We start from the raw sequence: 18172 nt of genomic DNA on the forward strand, positions 1-18172 counted from the left end.
CGCCGGCCCGGATCAGTCCGCGAGCGGCGAGTCGGGATCCCACCGTGACTTGCGCGTCGTCGTGGTGACCGCCTCGCCCTCCGTGACGGTCAGCGGGCCGTCGTCGCGAACGGCGTGGCCGAGACGGGTCGCGAGCTCCCTGCCGTACAGGTCGACGGCCGACTCGACGAGGTCGGCGAAGCCGGCGACGCTCGCCCGCGCCTTGCTCCAGGCGGTGACCCCCGTCGCCGCGGCGATCAGGGCGGCGGGCCACCACCAGGCGGTCAGCAGAAGATAGAGCAGCGCCCACCCCATCAGCCGGGCCGAGGCGTCGTACGCCTGGCGCGCGGCGAGGATCTCCGTACGGGCCGTGTCGGGCAGCAGCAGCCACAGCCGGGGCCAGGCCGCGTCGAGGTCCAGCCCGTAGCTCGTCTCGACGCGCACCCGGCACGCGTGCAGCCGGTCACCGATCCAGGTCGGCCGCTCGGCCTGCACCAGGCTGACGCGGTCGGCCCTGGCGATCGCGGCGCCGACCTGCCGCGCCGTCGCCGCGGGGTCGTCGGCCTCGCTCTTGGCCCGTCGCGACCTGCGGCGGCGAGCGTCCGCCAGCCAGCTCGCCGGCGGCCGGTGGCCGGGCAGGTTCCACAGGCGGGACAGAAGCCGGCCGAGGCCCGCCGCGACCAGCCCGGCCGCCACCGACCCGGCGAGGACGGCGGCGACGGTGAGCACCCCGCCGCCGACCGAGCGCAGGACGGGCTCCGCGGCCCACTCTTCGACGCGCGCGCGGAGCCGGGCGAGGTCCAGGGCGTCCGCCCAGCCCAGGGTGTGGGCCGCGGCCGCGGTCGCCAGGAACAGCAGGCCCGGCAGGGCCAGGAGCGCCGCCCACCGCTCGGCCAGCTTCTTGCCGAGCTCGCCGAGGAAACCGTTCACCGCGGCAGGGGCCCGGGCTTCAGCGGCTCCCCCGACGCGCCGCACGACGGGGCCGGTTGTCCCGGCCTGACCCGGCCGCGTCCGGCGCACAGCCCGCGGGGGCACTCCCAGAAGCGGGCGCCGCCCGTCCCCTGGGCTCCCGGCAGCGGCTGGAAGGCGCGGTTGCCGGAGGGGAAGAGCCCCTGGCCGGTGGCGGACAGGACGGCCCGGTCCAGCGCGTCGAGATCCGCCTCCAGCTCCTGGTCGACCCGGCCCGCCCGGATCGCGGAGCGGGCCCGGAGGTAGGCCGCGAGCGCGTTCTCCTCCCGGGCGAGCCCTTCCAGGGTGTCGTCGCCGAGCTCCCGGCAGAAGCTCGCGATCTTGACCTCGACGCCGACGGCCACGCGGCCCTCCTCAGCTCCAGGGAGTCTATGGCAGCGGTCGATTTGCAGTGTCCAGGGTATGACGTCAGCAACCGCTGTCCCTGTCAGGCGGAAACTTCAGAGCCGGAGTTGAGCCATGGTGGAACGACGCATGTCGGTCGCGACGCACTGGGGGAGTTACATCGCCGTGGTCGATTCCGGCCGGCTGGTGCGCATCGAACCGAGGCACGACGACCCCGTGCCATCACCGATCGGCCCCGGGATGGTGACAGCGGCCGACGACAGCGCTCGCGTGTTACGCCCCGCGGTGCGCAAGGGCTGGCTGAACGGCGAGCCGCGCGCCCACGACACGGCCAGAGGCACCGACGCCTTCGTGGAGGTGAGCTGGGACGACGCGATCACGCTGGTGAGCGACGAACTCCGTCGAGTTCGATCACAGTACGGAGACAGCGCGGTGTTCGGCGGGTCCTACGGCTGGGCGAGCGCGGGCAGGTTTCACCACGCGCAGGGTCAGCTCCACCGGTTCCTGGCGCTGGGAGGGGGATACACCGACTCTCGCAACACCTACAGCACCGCGGCCTTGGAGGTCATCCTCCCTCATGTGATCGGCGGCCATCCGTGGAGCTACCAGTCCCGGATGCCGATGTGGGGTGAGATAGCCGAGAACTGTGAGCTCGTGGTGGCGTTCGGAGGGCTCGCGCTCAAGAACAGCCAGATCAATCCCGGTGGCCTGGCCAGGCACCAGACGCAGGACCTGCAACGCCGGTGTCGTGAGGCTGGGGTGCGGTTCGTGAACATCAGCCCCATCCGCAGCGATACCGCCCGCTTCCTCGACGCTGAATGGTTGCCCGTCATCCCCAACACCGACACCGCCGCGATGCTCGGCATCGCACACACGATGCTGGTCAACGGGTGGCACGACGAGGACTTCCTTCGCCGATGCTGCGTCGGGTTCGATCGCTTCGCCTCCTATCTGGTCGGCGAGCTCGATGGCATTCCCAAGGACGCTGCCTGGGCAGCGGAGATCACGGGCATCGGCCGCGACGCGATCATCGACCTCGCCGGCCGCCTCACCACCCGGCGTTCTCTCATCATGGTCAACTACGCGGTGCAACGGGCAGACCATGGTGAACAGCCGATCTGGATGTCTGTCGTACTGGCCGCCATGGCCGGCTCGATGGGCCGGCCCGGCTGCGGCTGGGGCGCAGGGTACGCGACGATGGACGCAACAGGCGTTGCCCCGGATCGCGCCTTCGTGGGGACGATACCCGACGTTTCCAACCCTGTTCCGGATTTCATCCCCGTGGCCAGGATCGCCGACGCCCTGCTGCATCCGGGCAAGACCATCGACTACGACGGCCGGCGCCTCACGTTGCCCGAGCTCCGCCTGATCTACTGGTGCGGAGGGAACCCGTTCCACCACCACCAAGATCTTCATCGGTTGGCGCGCGCCTGGCAGACCCCTGACACGGTGGTGGTGCACGAGGCCTGGTGGAACACCACGGCCAAGTTCGCGGACATCGTGCTGCCCGTCGCCACCGGCCTGGAGCGCGACGACTTCGCCGCCGGATTCTCCGACCCCCACCTCGTCGCGATGCCGAAGGTCCGCGAGCCGGCGGGCGAGTCGCGCACCGATCACCACATCTTCGCCGCCCTGGCCGCCAGGCTCGGGTACGAGCGGGAGTTCACGGAGTCGCGCTCCGAGATCGAGTGGGTCCGACACCTTTACGAGCAGACCAGGGCCAAGCTCGGCGGCGATGCCGCCCTGCCGAGCTTCGACGACTTCTGGCGCAGCTCCACCGCTGAGCTGCCGGCGGTGACCGGACCGTTCCCCGGCAGTTTCGAGGATCTCCGCTCAGATCCGCAGCGTTTCCCCCTGCTGACGCCGTCGGGCCGGATCGAGATCTTCTCCGAGGAGATCGACTCGTTCGGCTACGACGACTGCGCCGGGCATCCGAAGTGGTTCGAACCGGCGGAGTGGCTTCGCGCAGAACTGTCGGACCGATTCCCGCTGCACCTGATCTCGAATCAGCCGGCCTCACGCTTGCACAGTCAGTACGACAACGGTGGCCGCAGTCTCAGCTCGAAGATCGATGGTCGTGAGCCCGTGACCATGAACCCGCTGGACGCCGCCTCGCGCGGCATCGAGAGCGGCATGATCGTGCGCGTCTACAACGATCGAGGCAGCTGTCTGGCGGGCGCGGTCCTGTCGGACGACGTCATGCCGGGCGTCGTGCAACTGTCCACGGGGGCGTGGTGGGATCCGGTCCAGCCAGGCCTTAACGGAACGTTGGACCGCCACGGTAATCCGAACGTTCTCACCGCGGATCGGCCGTGCTCGCGCCTGTCCCAAGGACCGAGTGCTCTCAGTGCACTGGTCGACGTCGAGCGCTACGACAGCCCCCTTCCCGAGGTGCTCGCCTTCTCACCCCCGAGCTTCGAGCATGGAGACCGGAGGAGGTCGTCAGCGGGGGCGTAGGCGTGCCGCCGGATCGTGTCCGGCGGTGACACGGGCGGAGGTCTCCTCGCCCAGGCGAACGTAGCGGACTGACGCTCTTTGCCGAGTCGTCCTTCTGCCGCCGGTACTCATGCCTCACCACCACGCCATATCACCGTGTGTGTCTCATACATTACTTTCGGCTATTCGGCCTGGCGGAAGGAGCCACACCATGTCTGAATCATGCGCAGCTCACGCGGACATGACCACTCTTCGAGATCGCAAGTACCGCCAGTGGTTCGAAGGCGCCGACGTCGACGGCGACGGGGTCATCACCCGGCAGGACGTCCTGCTGATGGCCGAGCGCTACATCGCCGCTCGTGCCGCCGCGCAGTCCCCGACCGCCCATCGCCTCACCCAGGAGCTGGAGGCGTTCTGGACTCAGGTGATCGCCCCGATGGACCAGGACGGCGACGGGAAGATCGACCTGCGAGAGATGACCGAAGGGTTCCGGCGGGCCCTGACCGACCCAGGCCTGTACCCGCAGCAGATCCAGCTGGTGGCCGACTGCTATTTCGACCTCATCGATCTCGATGGCAACGACAGGATCGGCCAAGAGGAGTTCCAGCAGATCTTCGGCCTGGCCGGCAACATCTCCTTCGAGCACTGTGCCGAGGTTTTCGCAGCCCTGGACCTGAACGGTTCAGGCACGCTGGATCGCGCCGAGTTCCACCAGGCGCTCGCGGAGTATTTCTACGGCGACGACCCGGAGGCCCCCGCCAACCACCTGTTCGGCAGAGTCGCGGACTGACGGCCCGGCGCTGTTCGCGCCGGCGCAGGCTTCTTGTCCCTCAGCCGGCGATCGAGGCGTTGGCCTCGGTGACGAACTTCTGGGCGGCCGCGTCCGGCGTCATCCGGCCGAACAGCACCTCGTGCGTGTACCGCCGGAGGATGTCCTCCATGGCGCTGGCGAGCTTCGGCGGCGCGGCGGGCGGGTCCGTGAGCTCGCCCGCGATCTCCTTCAGGAACGCCACGGTCCTCTTGTCCACCTCGGGCAGTTTGTCGGTGACCGCCGCCAGCACCTTGGCGTTGGCCGGCAACCCGCGGTCGCTGAGGACGATCCCGCCCGCGTCCGGATCGTTGACCATGAAGTCGATGAACGCGGCCGCCGCCGCCCGGTGCGGGGACTTCGCCGAGGCCGTGTAGAACATCGCGGGCTGCAGGAACATGCCGCCCGACGCGGCGTCGCCCGCCTTCGGCATGCGCAGCAGGCCGACCTGCTTGCCGCCCGCCGCCTTGCTGATCGCGCCGAGCTCGTTGCTCCACCACATGCCCATCGCGCCGTTGCCGGTGGCGAACAGCGAACGGTCCACGTTCTGGGCGGCCAGCTCCACGGTCTTGGCGACGCCGGGAGAGCCCTTGGTGGCGACCAGCCTGCGTTGCAGGGCCCACCACGCCTTCAACGTCCTGGGCGAGACGCCGATCCGGCTGCCGTCGTAGAAGCGCTCGCCGCGCTGGGCGGCGAAGATCTGCAGGAAGGCGGGGTTGAACGCCTGCTGCGCGCCGTAGATCCGGCCGCCGGTGCCGGCGGTGATCGCCGCCGCCAGGGTCGCGTACTCGTCCCACGTCCATTTCGTGTCGTCCGGCAGTTTCTGCCCCGCCTTGCGGAACGCCTCCGGGTCCACGACGAGGGACCAGGCGTTGACGCCGGTGGGGATGGCGTACCGCTTGCCGCCGATGGTGCCGGTGGCCAGCACCTTCGCGTCGATGTCGGCGGTGTCGACGCTGTCGGACAGGTCGGCCAGCGTGCCGCGCTCGACGTACTCGCGCAGGCCGCGGATCTCCAGCGTGATGACGTCCGGCGCCTGGTCGGCGGCGACCTTGGTGGCCAACGTCTCGTAGTAGTCCCCGAAACCGGAGAACTCGCCCACGACGTCGATGTCCGGGTGCTTCTCCTCGAACTTCCTGATCGCCTCTTCCGTCATCTTGTGCCGCGCCTCGCTGCCCCAGTAGAAGAACCGCAGTTCGGTTCTGCCGCCGTCGCCGCCGCACGCCACGGTGGTCGACAGCACGACGGTGGCCAGCGCCGTCGCCATCAGCGCTTTCTTGCCAGAGCCCACGGGTTCGCCTCCTGGGGGGACGGAGGACCTCTTCCGGTCCGGTGGTCGCACAGCACGAAGATCGACATCGTGATGAAGGTCGGAGCTTACAACGATGCGGAGCGCGGTACGACCGATCCTGACGGGGGTGCTACGCTACCGTCCGTTCGGTGTTGGATCAGTGTGGAAGGGAGGTGAGGTTCGATGACCGCGGTGAAGACCGCTGCCCCGCGCAGCGCCCGGACCGACCTCACGTCCCGGGCCCCGGTCTGACCCACTTTCTCCCCCTGCCCTGAGCCGGGCGGGGTGATGTCCGCGTCTCGTCGGGGCCCCTTCTCCGCAAGGGTCTCACGTTGCCACATACCTACACGGATCCATCCGGCCTGTCCCGGTACGGGTGGACCGGCGCACTCGAGCGAACCTTCACCGACCACTACGAAGCGGGTCTCGTCCCGGCCCGGATCTCCCGGGTCGACCGCGGCCTGTGCACGGCGATCACCGCGTCGGGCCCGACGCGGGCCACGTTCGCCGCGCCGCACCCGCCCGACCCGCTCCTGACCCCCTGCACCGGCGACTGGGCCGCGCTGCGCCCCGGCGCCGAGCCGCACCTGGTGGCGCTGCTGCCGCGGAGCAGCGCGATCGTACGCTCGTCGGCCTCCAGGTCCTCCCACGGACAGGTCCTCGCCGCCAACGTCGACACGGTCGTCATCGCCCTGTCCCTGGCCACGCCCCTGGACGCGGCCAAACTGGAGCGGCTGCTCGCCTTGGCCTGGGAGAGCGGGGCGCAGCCGGTGGTCGCCCTGACCAAGGCGGACCTGGCCGACGACGCCGAGGCCGTCCGCGGCGAGGCCGAGGCGCTGGCGCCCGGCGCCGACGTCCTCGTCACCAGCGTCGCGACCGGTCACAACATCGACGCGCTGGCCGCGCTGCTGCGCGGCACCACCGTGCTGCTCGGCCCCTCGGGCGCGGGCAAGTCCAGCCTCGGCAACACGCTGCTCGGCGAGGAGCTGCTGGCCACCGGCACGGTACGCGAGCAGGACGGCAAGGGCCGCCACACCACCGTCCGCCGCGAGCTGCTCCCCCTGCCCGGCGGCGGAGTCCTCATCGACACGCCCGGTCTGCGCGGGATCAGCCTGCACGACGCCGCCGACGGCCTGGAGCAGGTCTTCGCCGAGATCGAGGACCTCGCCGAGCAGTGCCGCTTCGGCGACTGCGGCCACGACAGCGAGCCGGGATGCGCGGTCCAGGCCGCCATCGTGGCGGGCGAACTGCCCGAACGCCGTCTGCACAGCTACCGGAAGCTGCAACGGGAGGCCGCCTGGGCCGCCTCACGTACCGATGCCCGGCTGCGCGACGAGCGCGTCAGCCAGAAGAAGGCCATCACCAGTCACCTGCGCGCCACCTACAGGTTCCGGGACCAGCAGCAATGACCAGCCATGCCCTGCATGCGCAGAAGAACGAGGAGACGAACCCGACCATGACCTCTTCCTTCACCACCCGTCCCGAGAGCGCCGGCGACGTCGCCGCCATCCGCGCCGTCAACCTCGCCGCCTTCCCCAGCCCGCACGAGGCCGACCTCGTCGAGGCGCTGCGGGCCGACCCCCAGGCGTGGCTGCCCGGCCTGTCCTGGCTGGCCGAGACCCCCGGCGGCGACCTCGCCGGGTACGCGCTGCTCACCCGCTGCCACGTCGGCGACACGCCCGCCCTCGCCCTGGGCCCGTGCGCCGTCAGGCCCGAACACCAGCGGCGGGGCGCGGGTTCGGCCGCCATCCGCGCCGCCCTGCGCGCCGCCGCCGAGCAGGGCGAGAACCTGGTGGTGGTGCTCGGCCACGCCGAGTACTACCCGCGTTTCGGCTTCACCCCGGCCTCCGGGTACGGCATCCGCCCGCCCTTCGAGGTCGAGGACAAATACATGATGGCGCTCGCCCTCGATCCGGCGCGGCCGGTCCCGAGCGGCGTCATCAGGTACGCGGCGGCGTTCGGCGTCTGACCCGCCGCTCCAATTACCCCGGCGGGCGGCACCCGGCGTGGCCGGGGCGCGGGCACGCGTGCCGGCTGATCAGCGGGGCGATCGATCGTCCCGCGGGGAGCGTACGGCGTTCTCCTGGGTGGCGGCCCAGCTGGCGAGCAGGCGCAACGCGTCGTGCGCGGGAGTGCCGGGGGCGGCCGTGTAGACGGTCAGGTTGAGACCGGGGTCGGCGTGCAGGTCCATGGACTCGTAGTCCAGGATCAGCTCGCCGACCGCCGGGTGGTGGAAGGTCTTGGTGCCGGTGTGGTGCAGGCGGACGTCGTGCTGGGCCCATCGGCCGCGGAAGTCGTCGCTGCGCGTGCACAGCTCGCCGACCAGGTCGGTGAGGTCCTTGTTGTAGGGGTCGCGGCCGGCCTCGGTGCGCAGGAGGGCGACGATGGTGTCGGCGGCGGTGTCCCACTGCGGGAAGAAGTCCCGGCCGGCGGGGTCGAGGAACTGGAAGCGCGCGATGTTGGGCGGGCCGGTCCGCCGGCTCTGGAAGACTGGCCAGTACATGGCGCGGCCGAGCAGGTTGGCGGCCACGATGTCCATGCGGCCGTTGCGGATGATGGCCGGCGCGTCGCTCATGGCGTCCAGCATGCGTTGCAGTCCCGTACGGACCTTCTGCACGGGCCGGCGGGACCGGGACCGGGGCCGGGCGCTCGCGGCGCGAGCCAGGTCGAACAGGTGGGCGCGCTCGGCGGCGTCGAGCTGGAGCGCCCGCGCGACGGCGTTCAGCACCTCTTCCGACACGCCGCTGATGTGGCCCTTCTCCAGCCGGGTGTACCAGTCGGTGCTGACCCCGGCCAGGACCGCGACTTCCTCACGCCGCAGGCCGGGCACCCGGCGGCGGGTCCCGGGCGCCAGCCCGGCCTGCTGCGGGGTGATCTTGGCGCGGCGGGTGGCGAGGAAGTCGCGGATCTCGTCTCGGTTGTCCACCTCTCCCATCGTAGGCAGCGGCCGGAGCGTGAAGGGGGTCGAGGTTGTCCCCCCGATAAGGTGTCCGGCCATGGGCGTCTTGGTGGACTATTTCGTGGCGGACTCCGACGAATCGGCCGAGCTGGCCATGGCCGGCGGGCCGGGCCAGGTGCAGCTGCCGTTCGTCGACTGCAAGGGCTGGATCGCCGAGCTCGGCGACCTGGTGGCCGAGCTGAGCGGGCACGATGTCAGCGAGTTCGGCGACAGCGCGGTCGTGGCCGACGACGAGGAGGGGGCGGGCGTGGACCGGGTGACGCCGGAGACGGTCGCCGCGCTCGCCGCCGTGGAGGACGCGCGGCTGCGTGAGTACGCCGAGGACGAGCTGCTCGACGACCACGAGATCGAACGCGTCACCGCCCTGCGGGATCTGGCCCGCGAGGCGGTGCGGCTCAGCCACGAAATGTATCGCTGGATGTGTGTCTGAACGCGGCGAACAGCTCCTCCCGGAGGGCGGGCGGCAGCTTGCGGCCCATGCGCGCCGGGCTCACCAGAGCCTGATCGTCGTTCCACGCGTACGCCGAGTCCGCGAGGAACTCCAGCGCGGAACGGGCCTCCTGGCGGTGCTCGTCGTCCGGCCAGCCGTCCACCAGCGGCAGCACCGCACTCACCCGCTCGGCGATCCGGTCGAGGAGCGCGTACCCGAGGAGGCCGGGGAAACGCTGGGCCCGCAGGTCGATGTGGCGGAAGGAGACGCCGTCGAGTTCGGCGGCGGTGAAGTCGTTGCCGGTGAAGGCGTTGCGGTCTCTGCCGAGCGCGGCCCGGTCGTGGTCGTGCGGGCGGCCCCAGAAGTTCATCTCGCGTACGCGGCCGATGAAGGCGCAGTCGACGAATTCGGCCTCCCCGTGTTCGTCTGCAGCCGCAGCCGGGACCGGTCGAAGGTGCATCTCTCGAACCGGACGTTGCCGAACGCGGTGAGATCCGGGAACCGGGTGCGGCGGAACGCACAGTCACGGAAGACGGTCTGCGGCCACGTCGCGCCGTCCCGCTCCTTTCCATGAGCAGCGGCGTAGGTGCCGCCCATCACCAACTGCTCGAAGGCGGTGCCCGAGAAGTCGCAGCCGTCGAACGCGCTGCCGAAGGCGATGAAGAACCGGAATCGCGTCCCCGTGAAGTCCACGTTCACCAGCCGCGCCCCGTCGAAGGTCACATCGGTCACCCCGGCGGGCAGCGGGAACCGCTGGTCACGGAGCTCCCCGCGAACGATCCTCGCCTCTTCTCGCCTGCCCGGAAGTAGGGAATCCATGGCGCGGAGTCTCGCATCCGATGCCGACAGAAATCGGGGTGAAACGATCCGGACGGTCCGGACAGGTACAGGGTGTCGGGACCCCGGACGAGAGAAGGCAGCGTGACTCCCCCTGACCGCAAGCGGCGTTTCGAGGTGATCTACGTTGCCAACTATGCCGACATCCTCGCCTATGTCGCGCGGCGTACCGGCTCGCCGGAGGACGCCGCCGACGCGCTCGCCGAGACGTTCACCACGGCCTGGCGCCGCCTCGACGACGTCCCCGAGGGGCGGGACGCGCGGCTGTGGCTGTTCGGCGTGGCCCGCCGGGTGCTGGCCAACGGCCGCCGAGCCGAGTCGCGCCGCGGTGAGCTGGTGGAACGGCTCGGCAGGGAGCTGGCCGCATGGGCGGAGCCGGGCCGGTCGGGCAGCGTGCTCCCCGGCGTGCGGGAGGCGTTCGCGCGGCTGAGCCCCGACGATCGCGAGATCCTCTCGCTGGTCGGCTGGGAGGGGCTGGGCTCGGACGAGGTCGCCATGGTGCTGGGGTGCTCGCGCGGCGCCGCCCGGCTGCGGCTGCACCGGGCCCGTAAACGCCTGGCGAGGGAGTTGCGCGCGGCGGGCATCGACGTCGCCGCCATCGGGCTGCGTGCCCTGGAGCTGGCGAAGGGAGCGATCTGATGCACGGCCTCGACCGCCTGGTGGCGAGCCTCGCCCCCGACGCCGGCCCCGGCATGACGCCGATCGCCAGGGAGCTGCTGGAGGAGATCACGGCGAGCCCGGTCACCGCGCACTCGGTCGCCGCGCCCGGCGCCACCGCGAGCACGGCCCCCGCCCAGGGCCGTGCGCCCCGCCGCCGCCGGGCGTGGCTGACCGTGCCGGCGCTGGCCGCGCTGGCGACCCTGCTGTCCTTCGGCGTCGCCCAGGCGCCCGCCTCCGCGGCGCTCGACATCCGGCTCGTGGACGGCGCCTACGTGATCACGGTCAAGGACCTGATGGCCGAGCCCGAGGTGTACCAGCGTGAGCTGAAGGCCCGGGGCCTGGACATCACGCTCGAAGTGGTGGCGACCTCCGCGAGCCAGGTCGGGCAGATCTTCGTGCTGCACGACCTGGACCGGCTGCGGGCCGGCCAGGCGGTCTCCGCCGAGGGCCCGATCACCACCATCGACGCCCCCGGGTCCTGCGCACGACCCCACGGCTGCCCGATCGGCGTCAAGGTGCCGGCCGACTTCGACAAGAAGGCCCAGATCACGCTCGGCAGGCCGGCCAGGCCCGGCGAGAAGTACCGCATGCCGCCCGGCGTCGCCAGGCCCGGCGAGCCCCTGCACTGCGTGCCCTACGTCAACAAGTCCGTGGCCGAGGTCGGGGCGCTGCTGCGCGAGCGCGGCGTGACCCCGACGTACGTCGCCAACTGGCAGCGGGCGCAGCCCTCGGCCCCCGCCGACTGGTACGTGCACGACGGCGTCATGAGCGCCGACGGCGAGGCGCTCCTGCTGGTCGCCCCCGAGCCGCGCGCCGTGGACCAGCACGCGCCGAAGCCCCGCTGCTGAGCGACCCCCGCAAGCCTCGCGGACGGGGCTCCTCCTACCGGCGCGGCGGCCGGAAACGCCGCGCCGGCTCCTTTCACCGCCACGCGTGCCGCTGCCGCGTGCGCGGACCTCCCCGCGTTCCCCGCCGATCGGATCTCTCGTGCTCGTCGACGCTCCTCCTGCCGTGCTGCCCTCGCGGCGCGGCCTCCTCGCCGGTCACCGCGCCTTCGCCGTGCTGCTGGCCCTGGCGGCCGCGCTGCGCGTGGTCACGATGCTCGGCTACCGCCCGGCCACCCTCTACTGGTACGACTCCTACACCTACCTCGACACCGCCGCGCACCTCGCCCCGTCGGCGGCCTTTCACCCGATCGGCTACCCGCTGCTGCTGCGGGCGCTGCTGCCGTTCCACAGCGTCGAGCTGGTCGCGGCCGTGCAGCACGCGCTCGGCCTGGTCATCGCCGTGCTGGTGTACGCCGTGCTGCGGCGCAGGTCGGCGCCCGGCTGGGCGGCGGCGGCGGCGACCGTGCCGCCGCTGTTCGACGCCTCGTTCCTGCGGCTGGAGCACGCCGTCCTGTCCGACACCCTGTTCATCTTCCTCGTCGTGGCGGGGCTGGCCGTGCTGATGTGGTCGCCGCACCTGTCCGTGCGGGCGGCGACCGGGGCGGGGCTGCTGTTCGCGCTGGCCGCGCTCACGCGCACGATCGCGCTCCCGCTGCTCCTGCTCGTGGTGCTGGTGCTGGCCGTACAGCGTGGGGGGTGGCGCCGCCTGGCCGCGCTGGCCCTGGCCGGGACGCTGCCCCTGGCCGCGTACGCCGCCTGGTACGCCCAGCACCACGGCCGGTTCGCGCTCAGCGGCGCGGACGGCGTGGCGCTGTGGGCGCGTACGATGACCTTCGCCGACTGCGCCCGCGTCCAGCCGCCGCCCGCCGAGGCCCGGCTGTGCCCCAACGGCACGAAGGTGGACGCCGCCTCCGAGTACGTGTGGGCCCCGGGGTCCTCGCTCAACCTGCTGCCCGGCGACCGTTTCGGCTACAACGACCTGGCCCGTTCGTTCGCGCTGCGCGCGATCGCCGCCCAGCCGCTCGACTACCTGGGCGAGGTCGCGCGGGACACCGCCATCGCCTTCTCCTGGACCCCGATCGCTCATCCCGCCCGTACGACGCCCGCCTTCGGCTTCACCCAAGGCCGGTGGCCGCTGCCGGACCAGCCGCTGGCGGGCAAGGTCCAGCGGGAGTACGACCCGGACCTGCGCGGCGCGGAGTCGGTGTCGCCGTACGCGGACCTCCTCGTCGCCTACCAGTACGCCGCCTACCTGCGGGGCCCGCTGCTGGGCGCGATCCTGCTGCTCGGCGGGGTGGCCGCGGTGCGGCGGCCCGGCGTGGCGCTGCTGCCGTGGACGGTCGCGGCGGGCCTGCTGATCGGCCCGGTCGCCGTCCTGGACTTCGACCACCGCTACGTCCTGCCCGTGGTCCCGGTCGCCTGCCTGGCGGCCGCCCTGGCGTTCAGCCCCCGGAACGGGCCGGGGGCGCGGTGGAGTCGCGGACGATGAGCTGCGCGCCCACCCGGTACGCCCGCCCGTTGCGGGCCTCCTGGACGCCGTCGCGCGCGCCGTCGGCGTGCTTCATCTGGTGCAGTAAGAGGTTCATGGCCAGCTCGCCCAGCTCGGCGGCGCCGTTGTCGACCACGGTGATGGCGGGCGACCAGTAGCGCAGCCAGGAGATGTCCTCGTAGCAGACCAGCGACAGGTCGCCGGGCACGGAGACGCCGGTGCTGGCCAGCGTGGGCAGGATGCCGAACACCGCCTCGTGGTTGGCCGCGAACAGCGCGGTCATCCGGGGGGTGCGCCGCAGCAGCCGGGTGACGGCCTCGGTGCCGAAGCCGGGGGCGAAGGGGCCGCGTTCGACCAGGGACTCGTCCACGGCGAGACCGCGTTCGCGCAGGGCCTGCTCGTAGCCGGCGAAACGCTCGCGGCCCGAGTCGGCGGTGAGCTCGCCGCCGATGAAGCCGATGCGTTCGTGGCCGAGGTCGAGCAGGTGGGAGGTGGCCGCGTGGGCGCCCTCGCGGTCGGCGGCCAGCACGGACGGCGCGGCGCTGTCGGCCGGGCGGCGTATCACGTTGACCACGCCGGTGCCCTCGGCGAGCAGGGCGTTGGTGGTGGCGCCGTTCTTGCCGGTGCCGATCACGATGAGGCCGTCCACGCCGTGTGAGGCGAGGGTGCGCAGGAACTCCTTCTCCCGCGCGGGATCGGCGTCGGTGATGCCGAGCATGACCTGGTAGCCCTCGTCGGCGGCGCGGCGCTGGACCACCTCGGCGATCGTGTGGAAGGAGGCGTTGATGAGGTTGTTGAGCACCAGGCCCACCAGGTGGGACTGCCGCGAGCGCAGGGCGCCGGCCAGCCGGTTGGGCTGGTAGTTGAGCCGGGCCGCGGCCTGCTCGACGGCCGCGCGGGTCTCCGCGGAGATCAGCGGGGATCCGCTGAGGGCGCGCGAGGCGGTGCTGCGGGACACCCCGGCCTCCGCGGCGACCTCCTTCAGTCCGATGCGCATCGTCTCCCCTGTCTGGTGTGGATCTTTGGGATCGATCCCATTATGCACGTGGATCCTGCCAGAAGATCGTCAATGCGTCGATGTAACGACGATATTTCGCCGAGTAAAAACCCAAATTGCCCCTTGACCGGAATCAGCGCGTTGCTACAACCTTGTGCAATCGATCCCAAACCAACCCCGCGAGGTCGAGAACCGCATGGACCGCGACGACGTCACCTGGCACGGCTACTGGCCGGCCGCCCCCACACCCTTCACCGCCGACGGGCTCCTCGACGAGGAGTCCTGGCGCGCGCTCCTGCGTCTGTACGCCGCGCAGGGAGTGCACGGGGTCCTGGTCAACGGCAGCACCGGCGAGTGGTTCAGCCAGAGCACCGGCGAGCGCCGCCGGGTCGTCGAGATCGCGGTGGACGAGGTCGCCGGCCGCTTCCCCGTGATCGCCGGCGTCACCGCCTACACCCCGGACGAGGCGATCGCCCTGGCCCGCCACGCCGCCGAGGCCGGCGCCGACGGGCTGCTCGCCACGCCCCCGCCGTACGTCCACCCGGGGCCGGACGAGATCGTGCACTTCTACGACCGCCTCAGCTCGGCCACCGCCCTGCCGTTCATGGTCTACAACTGGCCGCGCGGCGTCGCCGTGGACATCTCCGCCCATCCGGGGCTGGCCGCGCGGCTGGCGGACCTGGACAACGTCGTCGCCATCAAGGACAGCACCGGCGACTGGCTGCGCATGCTCGGCACGGTCGAGGCGGTCAGCGACCGGGTCCGGGTGTTCGGCAGCTTCCTGCACCGGCGCGGCCTGGCCGTGCTCATGGAACTCGGCGGCGACGGCAACATCGACGGCGGCGGCATGGGCGCCCCGTTCTCCGTCCCCTACTACGAGGCGGTCGCCGCCCGCGACGCCGCCGCCGCCCGCGCCTGGGCCGACCGCTACACGGCGCTGTCCTCGCGGCTGATCAACCCCGACTACAGCGGCGTGTTCGGCTCGCCCATCGCCCAGCTCAAGGCCGCCATGCGGCTGCTCGGCCAGCCGGGCGGCCACGTACGGCCGCCGCTGCTGCCGATCGAGGACGAGACGCGGCTGCGGGCGATCGACGCCGTGCTCACCGAGTCGGGCCTGAAGGCCGCGCTCGGAGCCCGGGGATGAGCGCGAAGGCGCCGGCCACCCCGAGCACCGTCACGATCGAGGTCAACGGCCGGCCCGTGAACGCCGTCAAGGGCGTCAGCCTGGCCGCCGCGCTCGTCGGCGACCGCATCTGGGCCTTTCGCCGCAACCCGGTCAGCGACGAGCCGCGCGGCCCGTTCTGCGGCATGGGGATCTGCCTGGAGTGCGAGGTGACCGTGGACGGGCGTCCCGGCGTGCGGGCCTGCCTGACCCCGGTGCGTCCCGGCATGCGCGTCGAGACGGCCGGCGCGGAGGAGCTGGCATGAGCCGCCACGAGGAGCGGGACGTCGTGATCGTCGGCGGCGGCCCCGCCGGGCTCGCCGCGGCCCGCCGGCTGGCGGCCGCCGGGCTGAGCGTGACCGTCCTGGACGAGCAGCCCGAGCTGGGCGGCCAGTACTTCCGCCGGCCGGCCCCCGAGGTCGCCCGTGTCTGGGGCGAGCACCGTCCCGAGGGCCGCCGCCTGGTCGAGGCCGTACGCGCGGCGGGCGTCGAGTGCCGCACCGGCCACCTGGTCTGGGGCGTCGACGACGACGGCCGCACGCTGCTGGTCTCCGACCCCGCCGAGCACCCGGTGCGCCTGCGCGGCCGGTACGTGATCGTCGCCACCGGCGCCTACGAGCGCCCCTTCCCCTTCCCCGGCTGGCAGCTGCCCGGCGTGACCACGCCCGGTTTCGCCCAGCACCTGGCCGCCGCCGACCACACGCCGATCGGCGAGCGCGTGCTGCTGGCCGGCTCTGGACCGTTCCTTCTTCCCGTCGCCTGCTCGCTGCTGGCCCTCGGCGTGACCGTCGCCGGGATCGCCGAGGCCGGCCACCCCTACCGGCCCGGCCTGCGGGCGCTCGGCGCCGTACGCCACCCCGCGCGGCTGCGCGAGCTGGCCGGGTACGCCGCCCGCCTGGCCCGCGCCCGCGTGCCGCTCTGGCAGGACACCGTGGTCGTGCGCGCCGACGGCGGCGACCGGGTCACGTCCGTGACGCTGGCCGCCACGGCCGCTCCCACGCGGGCGGTGCGCACGGTCGCCGTGGACGCGCTCTGCGTCGGCTACGGCTTCCGCCCGCAGTCCGACCTGGCCAGGATGCTGGGCTGCGCCGTGCGTACGGACCCGGCGACCGGCGACGCGACTCCGGTCCTCACCGCCTCCGGCCGCGCCACCCGCGACGACGTGTACGTCATCGGCGAGGCGGCGGGCATCGGCGGCGCGCCCACCGCAGCGGCCCGGGGCCTCGCGGCCGCCCTCGACATCCTCGCCCGCGAGGGACACGACGTCCCCGCCGCCGAACTCCACGGCCTGGCCAGGACCGGCCGCCGCCTGGAACGTTTCAAGAAGCTGACCGACGCGCTCTACCCGGCTCCTGCCGAGCTGGCGAGGCTGCTGCCGGGCGCGCTGCCGGACACCGCCACGCTGTGCCGCTGCGAGGCCGTCCCCGCGGGCGAGGTCCGCAGAGTCGCCGGGACCACGGCCGGCGACGTGAACGCCACCAAGGCGTGGACCCGCGCGGGCATGGGCCCCTGCCAGGGCCGCGAGTGCGGCTTCGCCGTCTCGGCCGTGGCCAGGACGTCCCCGGACGTCTTCCCGTCCCGCCTCCCGGTCCGCCCCGTCCCGGTGACGACCCTCCTGGAGATGGCCGCATCCGAGCCGGCCGGATCTGACCAGGCCCGATCTGACCAGGCCCGATCCGAGCTGGCCCGGCCTGGGCCGGCCCGATCTGAGTCGGCCCGCACAGAGATGGCCCGGCCTGAGCCGGCCGGCGAAGGGGAGGCCGCATGACGACCGCCGACGTGGTGATCATCGGCGCCGGCGTGCTCGGCGCGGCGGCCGCCAGCCGGCTCGCCCGCGACGGCCACCGGGTCGTGGTGCTGGAACGCGGCGCCCCCGGCCGCGAGGGCTCGGGCACCACCGCGGGCAACCTGCACGTGCAGGCGGTCCACACCCGCCGCCCCGGCCAGGCCGTCCCCCTCGACAGCGCCCGCTTCACGCCCCTGCAACGCGCCGCGAGCGACCTGTGGCAGGACGTGGAGGACGACCTGGACGCCTCGGTCGAGCTGCGCCGCAGCGGCGGCTTCACCGTCGCCGAGACCCCCGCCCAGGTCCGCGAGCTGCACGACAAGCAGGCCTGGGAGAACGCGGCGGGCATCACCACCGAGATCCTCGACGGCGACGCGGCCCGCGCGGCGCTGCCCCAGCTCGGGCCGAGCGTCGCCGCCGCCACCTGGTGCCCGCTCGACGGCTACGCCAACCCGCTGAAGGTCACCCCGGCCTACCTGGACGACGCGGTGCGGCACGGCGCCGAGGTGGTGCCGTTCGCGCCGGTCACCGGCGTCGCCCGCGACGGCGGCGGCTGGCGGGTGACGGCCGGCCCGCGGCAGGTCGCGGCGCCGGTCGTGATCGACGTGGCCGGGCCGTGGCTGCACCGGATCGCCGCGCTCGCGGGGATCACGCTCGACCTGGCCCCGGTGGCGATCCAGATGCACGCCACCGTCCGCTCCCCCGCCGGGCTGCCGCACCTGGTCCAGCACATCGGTGAGGGCCTGTCGGTCAAACAGGTCAGCGCGGGCAACCTGCTGGTCGGCGGCGGCTGGCCGGCCCGCCGGCTCAACCTCGACGGCCGCAGCGACGCCGGCGTGGACAGCATGGTGGGCAACATGGCGCTGGCCGTGCGGATCCTGCCGTTCGTGCGGGGGCTGCGCCTGCTGCGGGCGTGGGCGGGGCCGCTCGCCGCCACCCCCGACGAGATGCCGGTGATCGGCGAGGTGCCGGGCAGCCCGGGGTTCCTCGTCGCGGGCGGCACGTACGCGTTCACCTTCGCCCCCCTGTGGGCGGAGACCCTGCGCCGCCTCGTGGCCGGCGCCGAGCCGCCCGTGGACATCTCCGACCTGGGACCGGAGCGGCTCATGCAAGACCTCCCCGAGAAGAAGAGATGAG

General features: G+C 72.6%; 19 protein-coding genes. 12 read left to right on the forward strand and 7 right to left on the reverse strand.

Annotation, left to right across the window (positions count from 1 at the left end):
* Positions 1-12 precede the first annotated feature (12 nt).
* Positions 13-909, reverse strand: coding sequence for a hypothetical protein (locus ABD292_RS37495; protein ID WP_344216008.1), 897 nt, complete (start codon positions 907-909; stop codon positions 13-15).
* Positions 906-1292, reverse strand: coding sequence for a hypothetical protein (locus tag ABD292_RS37500; protein WP_344216010.1), 387 nt, complete (start codon positions 1290-1292; stop codon positions 906-908). The genes ABD292_RS37495 and ABD292_RS37500 overlap by 4 nt, the downstream gene beginning before the upstream one ends.
* Positions 1293-1422: 130 nt before the next feature.
* Here ABD292_RS37500 and ABD292_RS37505 point away from each other — a divergent pair, with 130 nt between their 5' ends.
* A complete protein-coding gene (locus tag ABD292_RS37505) occupies positions 1423-3750 on the forward strand; it encodes a molybdopterin-dependent oxidoreductase (protein ID WP_344216012.1) in 2328 nt (775 codons plus the stop codon).
* A 220-nt stretch (positions 3751-3970) separates the two neighbouring features.
* Positions 3971-4519: an EF-hand domain-containing protein gene (locus ABD292_RS37510; protein ID WP_344216014.1), complete on the forward strand. Its 549-nt coding sequence runs from the start codon at positions 3971-3973 to the stop codon at positions 4517-4519.
* 40 nt (positions 4520-4559) lie between these two features.
* On the opposite strand, the gene ABD292_RS37515 is transcribed toward ABD292_RS37510, so the two are convergent.
* Positions 4560-5828, reverse strand: coding sequence for an ABC transporter substrate-binding protein (locus ABD292_RS37515; protein WP_344216016.1), 1269 nt, complete (start codon positions 5826-5828; stop codon positions 4560-4562).
* A gap of 332 nt (positions 5829-6160) precedes the next feature.
* On the opposite strand from ABD292_RS37515, the gene rsgA reads away from it, so the two are divergent.
* Positions 6161-7237, forward strand: coding sequence for a ribosome small subunit-dependent GTPase A (rsgA, locus tag ABD292_RS37520; protein ID WP_344216018.1), 1077 nt, complete (start codon positions 6161-6163; stop codon positions 7235-7237).
* Between the two features lie 47 nt (positions 7238-7284).
* Positions 7285-7797, forward strand: a complete 513-nt coding sequence (locus ABD292_RS37525) for a GNAT family N-acetyltransferase (RefSeq protein ID WP_344216020.1) — start codon at positions 7285-7287, stop codon at positions 7795-7797.
* Positions 7798-7866: 69 nt separating this feature from the next.
* On the opposite strand, the gene ABD292_RS37530 is transcribed toward ABD292_RS37525, so the two are convergent.
* The gene (locus tag ABD292_RS37530) at positions 7867-8754 is read right to left on the reverse strand and encodes a helix-turn-helix transcriptional regulator (RefSeq protein WP_344216022.1); all 888 of its coding nucleotides are present in this window, start codon (positions 8752-8754) and stop codon (positions 7867-7869) included.
* Between the two features lie 70 nt (positions 8755-8824).
* On the opposite strand from ABD292_RS37530, the gene ABD292_RS37535 reads away from it, so the two are divergent.
* Positions 8825-9217 carry a hypothetical protein gene (locus ABD292_RS37535; RefSeq protein ID WP_344216024.1) on the forward strand — a complete coding sequence of 131 codons (393 nt, stop codon included), beginning with the start codon at positions 8825-8827 and terminating at the stop codon, positions 9215-9217.
* Here ABD292_RS37535 and ABD292_RS37540 read toward each other — a convergent pair.
* Entirely contained in the window at positions 9183-9587 is a 405-nt protein-coding gene (locus ABD292_RS37540) for a hypothetical protein (protein ID WP_344216026.1), read from the reverse strand. The genes ABD292_RS37535 and ABD292_RS37540 overlap by 35 nt on opposite strands.
* Positions 9584-10036 (reverse strand): hypothetical protein, encoded by a 453-nt coding sequence (locus ABD292_RS37545; protein ID WP_344216028.1) that lies wholly within the window; start codon positions 10034-10036, stop codon positions 9584-9586. The genes ABD292_RS37540 and ABD292_RS37545 overlap by 4 nt, the downstream gene beginning before the upstream one ends.
* Positions 10037-10138: 102 nt before the next feature.
* Between ABD292_RS37545 and ABD292_RS37550 the strand changes: the two genes are divergently transcribed.
* The 3 genes from ABD292_RS37550 (at position 10139) to ABD292_RS37560 (ending at position 13090) form a co-directional block, all read left to right on the forward strand.
* Entirely contained in the window at positions 10139-10693 is a 555-nt protein-coding gene (locus ABD292_RS37550) for an RNA polymerase sigma factor (protein ID WP_344216030.1), read from the forward strand.
* On the forward strand, positions 10693-11562 hold the full coding sequence (locus tag ABD292_RS37555) for a hypothetical protein (protein WP_344216032.1): 870 nt from the start codon (positions 10693-10695) through the stop codon (positions 11560-11562). The genes ABD292_RS37550 and ABD292_RS37555 overlap by 1 nt, the downstream gene beginning before the upstream one ends.
* A 139-nt stretch (positions 11563-11701) precedes the next feature.
* A complete protein-coding gene (locus ABD292_RS37560) occupies positions 11702-13090 on the forward strand; it encodes a hypothetical protein (protein ID WP_344216034.1) in 1389 nt (462 codons plus the stop codon).
* Here the strand turns inward: ABD292_RS37560 and ABD292_RS37565 are convergent.
* Positions 13044-14087 carry a LacI family DNA-binding transcriptional regulator gene (locus ABD292_RS37565; RefSeq protein ID WP_344216036.1) on the reverse strand — a complete coding sequence of 348 codons (1044 nt, stop codon included), beginning with the start codon at positions 14085-14087 and terminating at the stop codon, positions 13044-13046. The genes ABD292_RS37560 and ABD292_RS37565 overlap by 47 nt on opposite strands.
* Positions 14088-14283: 196 nt before the next feature.
* Here ABD292_RS37565 and ABD292_RS37570 point away from each other — a divergent pair, with 196 nt between their 5' ends.
* Genes ABD292_RS37570 through ABD292_RS37585 form a run of 4 tightly spaced genes read left to right on the forward strand, consistent with a single transcriptional unit; the run spans position 14284 to position 18171 of the window.
* Complete coding sequence (locus tag ABD292_RS37570) at positions 14284-15231, forward strand: dihydrodipicolinate synthase family protein (protein ID WP_344216038.1); 948 nt, start codon at positions 14284-14286, stop codon at positions 15229-15231.
* Positions 15228-15515: a (2Fe-2S)-binding protein gene (locus ABD292_RS37575; protein WP_344216040.1), complete on the forward strand. Its 288-nt coding sequence runs from the start codon at positions 15228-15230 to the stop codon at positions 15513-15515. Before ABD292_RS37570 ends, ABD292_RS37575 begins: the two co-directional genes overlap by 4 nt.
* On the forward strand, positions 15512-17017 hold the full coding sequence (locus ABD292_RS37580) for an FAD/NAD(P)-dependent oxidoreductase (protein ID WP_344216042.1): 1506 nt from the start codon (positions 15512-15514) through the stop codon (positions 17015-17017). The genes ABD292_RS37575 and ABD292_RS37580 overlap by 4 nt, the downstream gene beginning before the upstream one ends.
* Positions 17014-18171: an NAD(P)/FAD-dependent oxidoreductase gene (locus ABD292_RS37585; RefSeq protein ID WP_344216044.1), complete on the forward strand. Its 1158-nt coding sequence runs from the start codon at positions 17014-17016 to the stop codon at positions 18169-18171. The genes ABD292_RS37580 and ABD292_RS37585 overlap by 4 nt, the downstream gene beginning before the upstream one ends.
* The last annotated feature ends 1 nt before the right edge of the window (position 18172 follow it).

The organism is Nonomuraea bangladeshensis, from assembly GCF_039529455.1.
Lineage (GTDB): Bacteria > Actinomycetota > Actinomycetes > Streptosporangiales > Streptosporangiaceae > Nonomuraea > Nonomuraea bangladeshensis.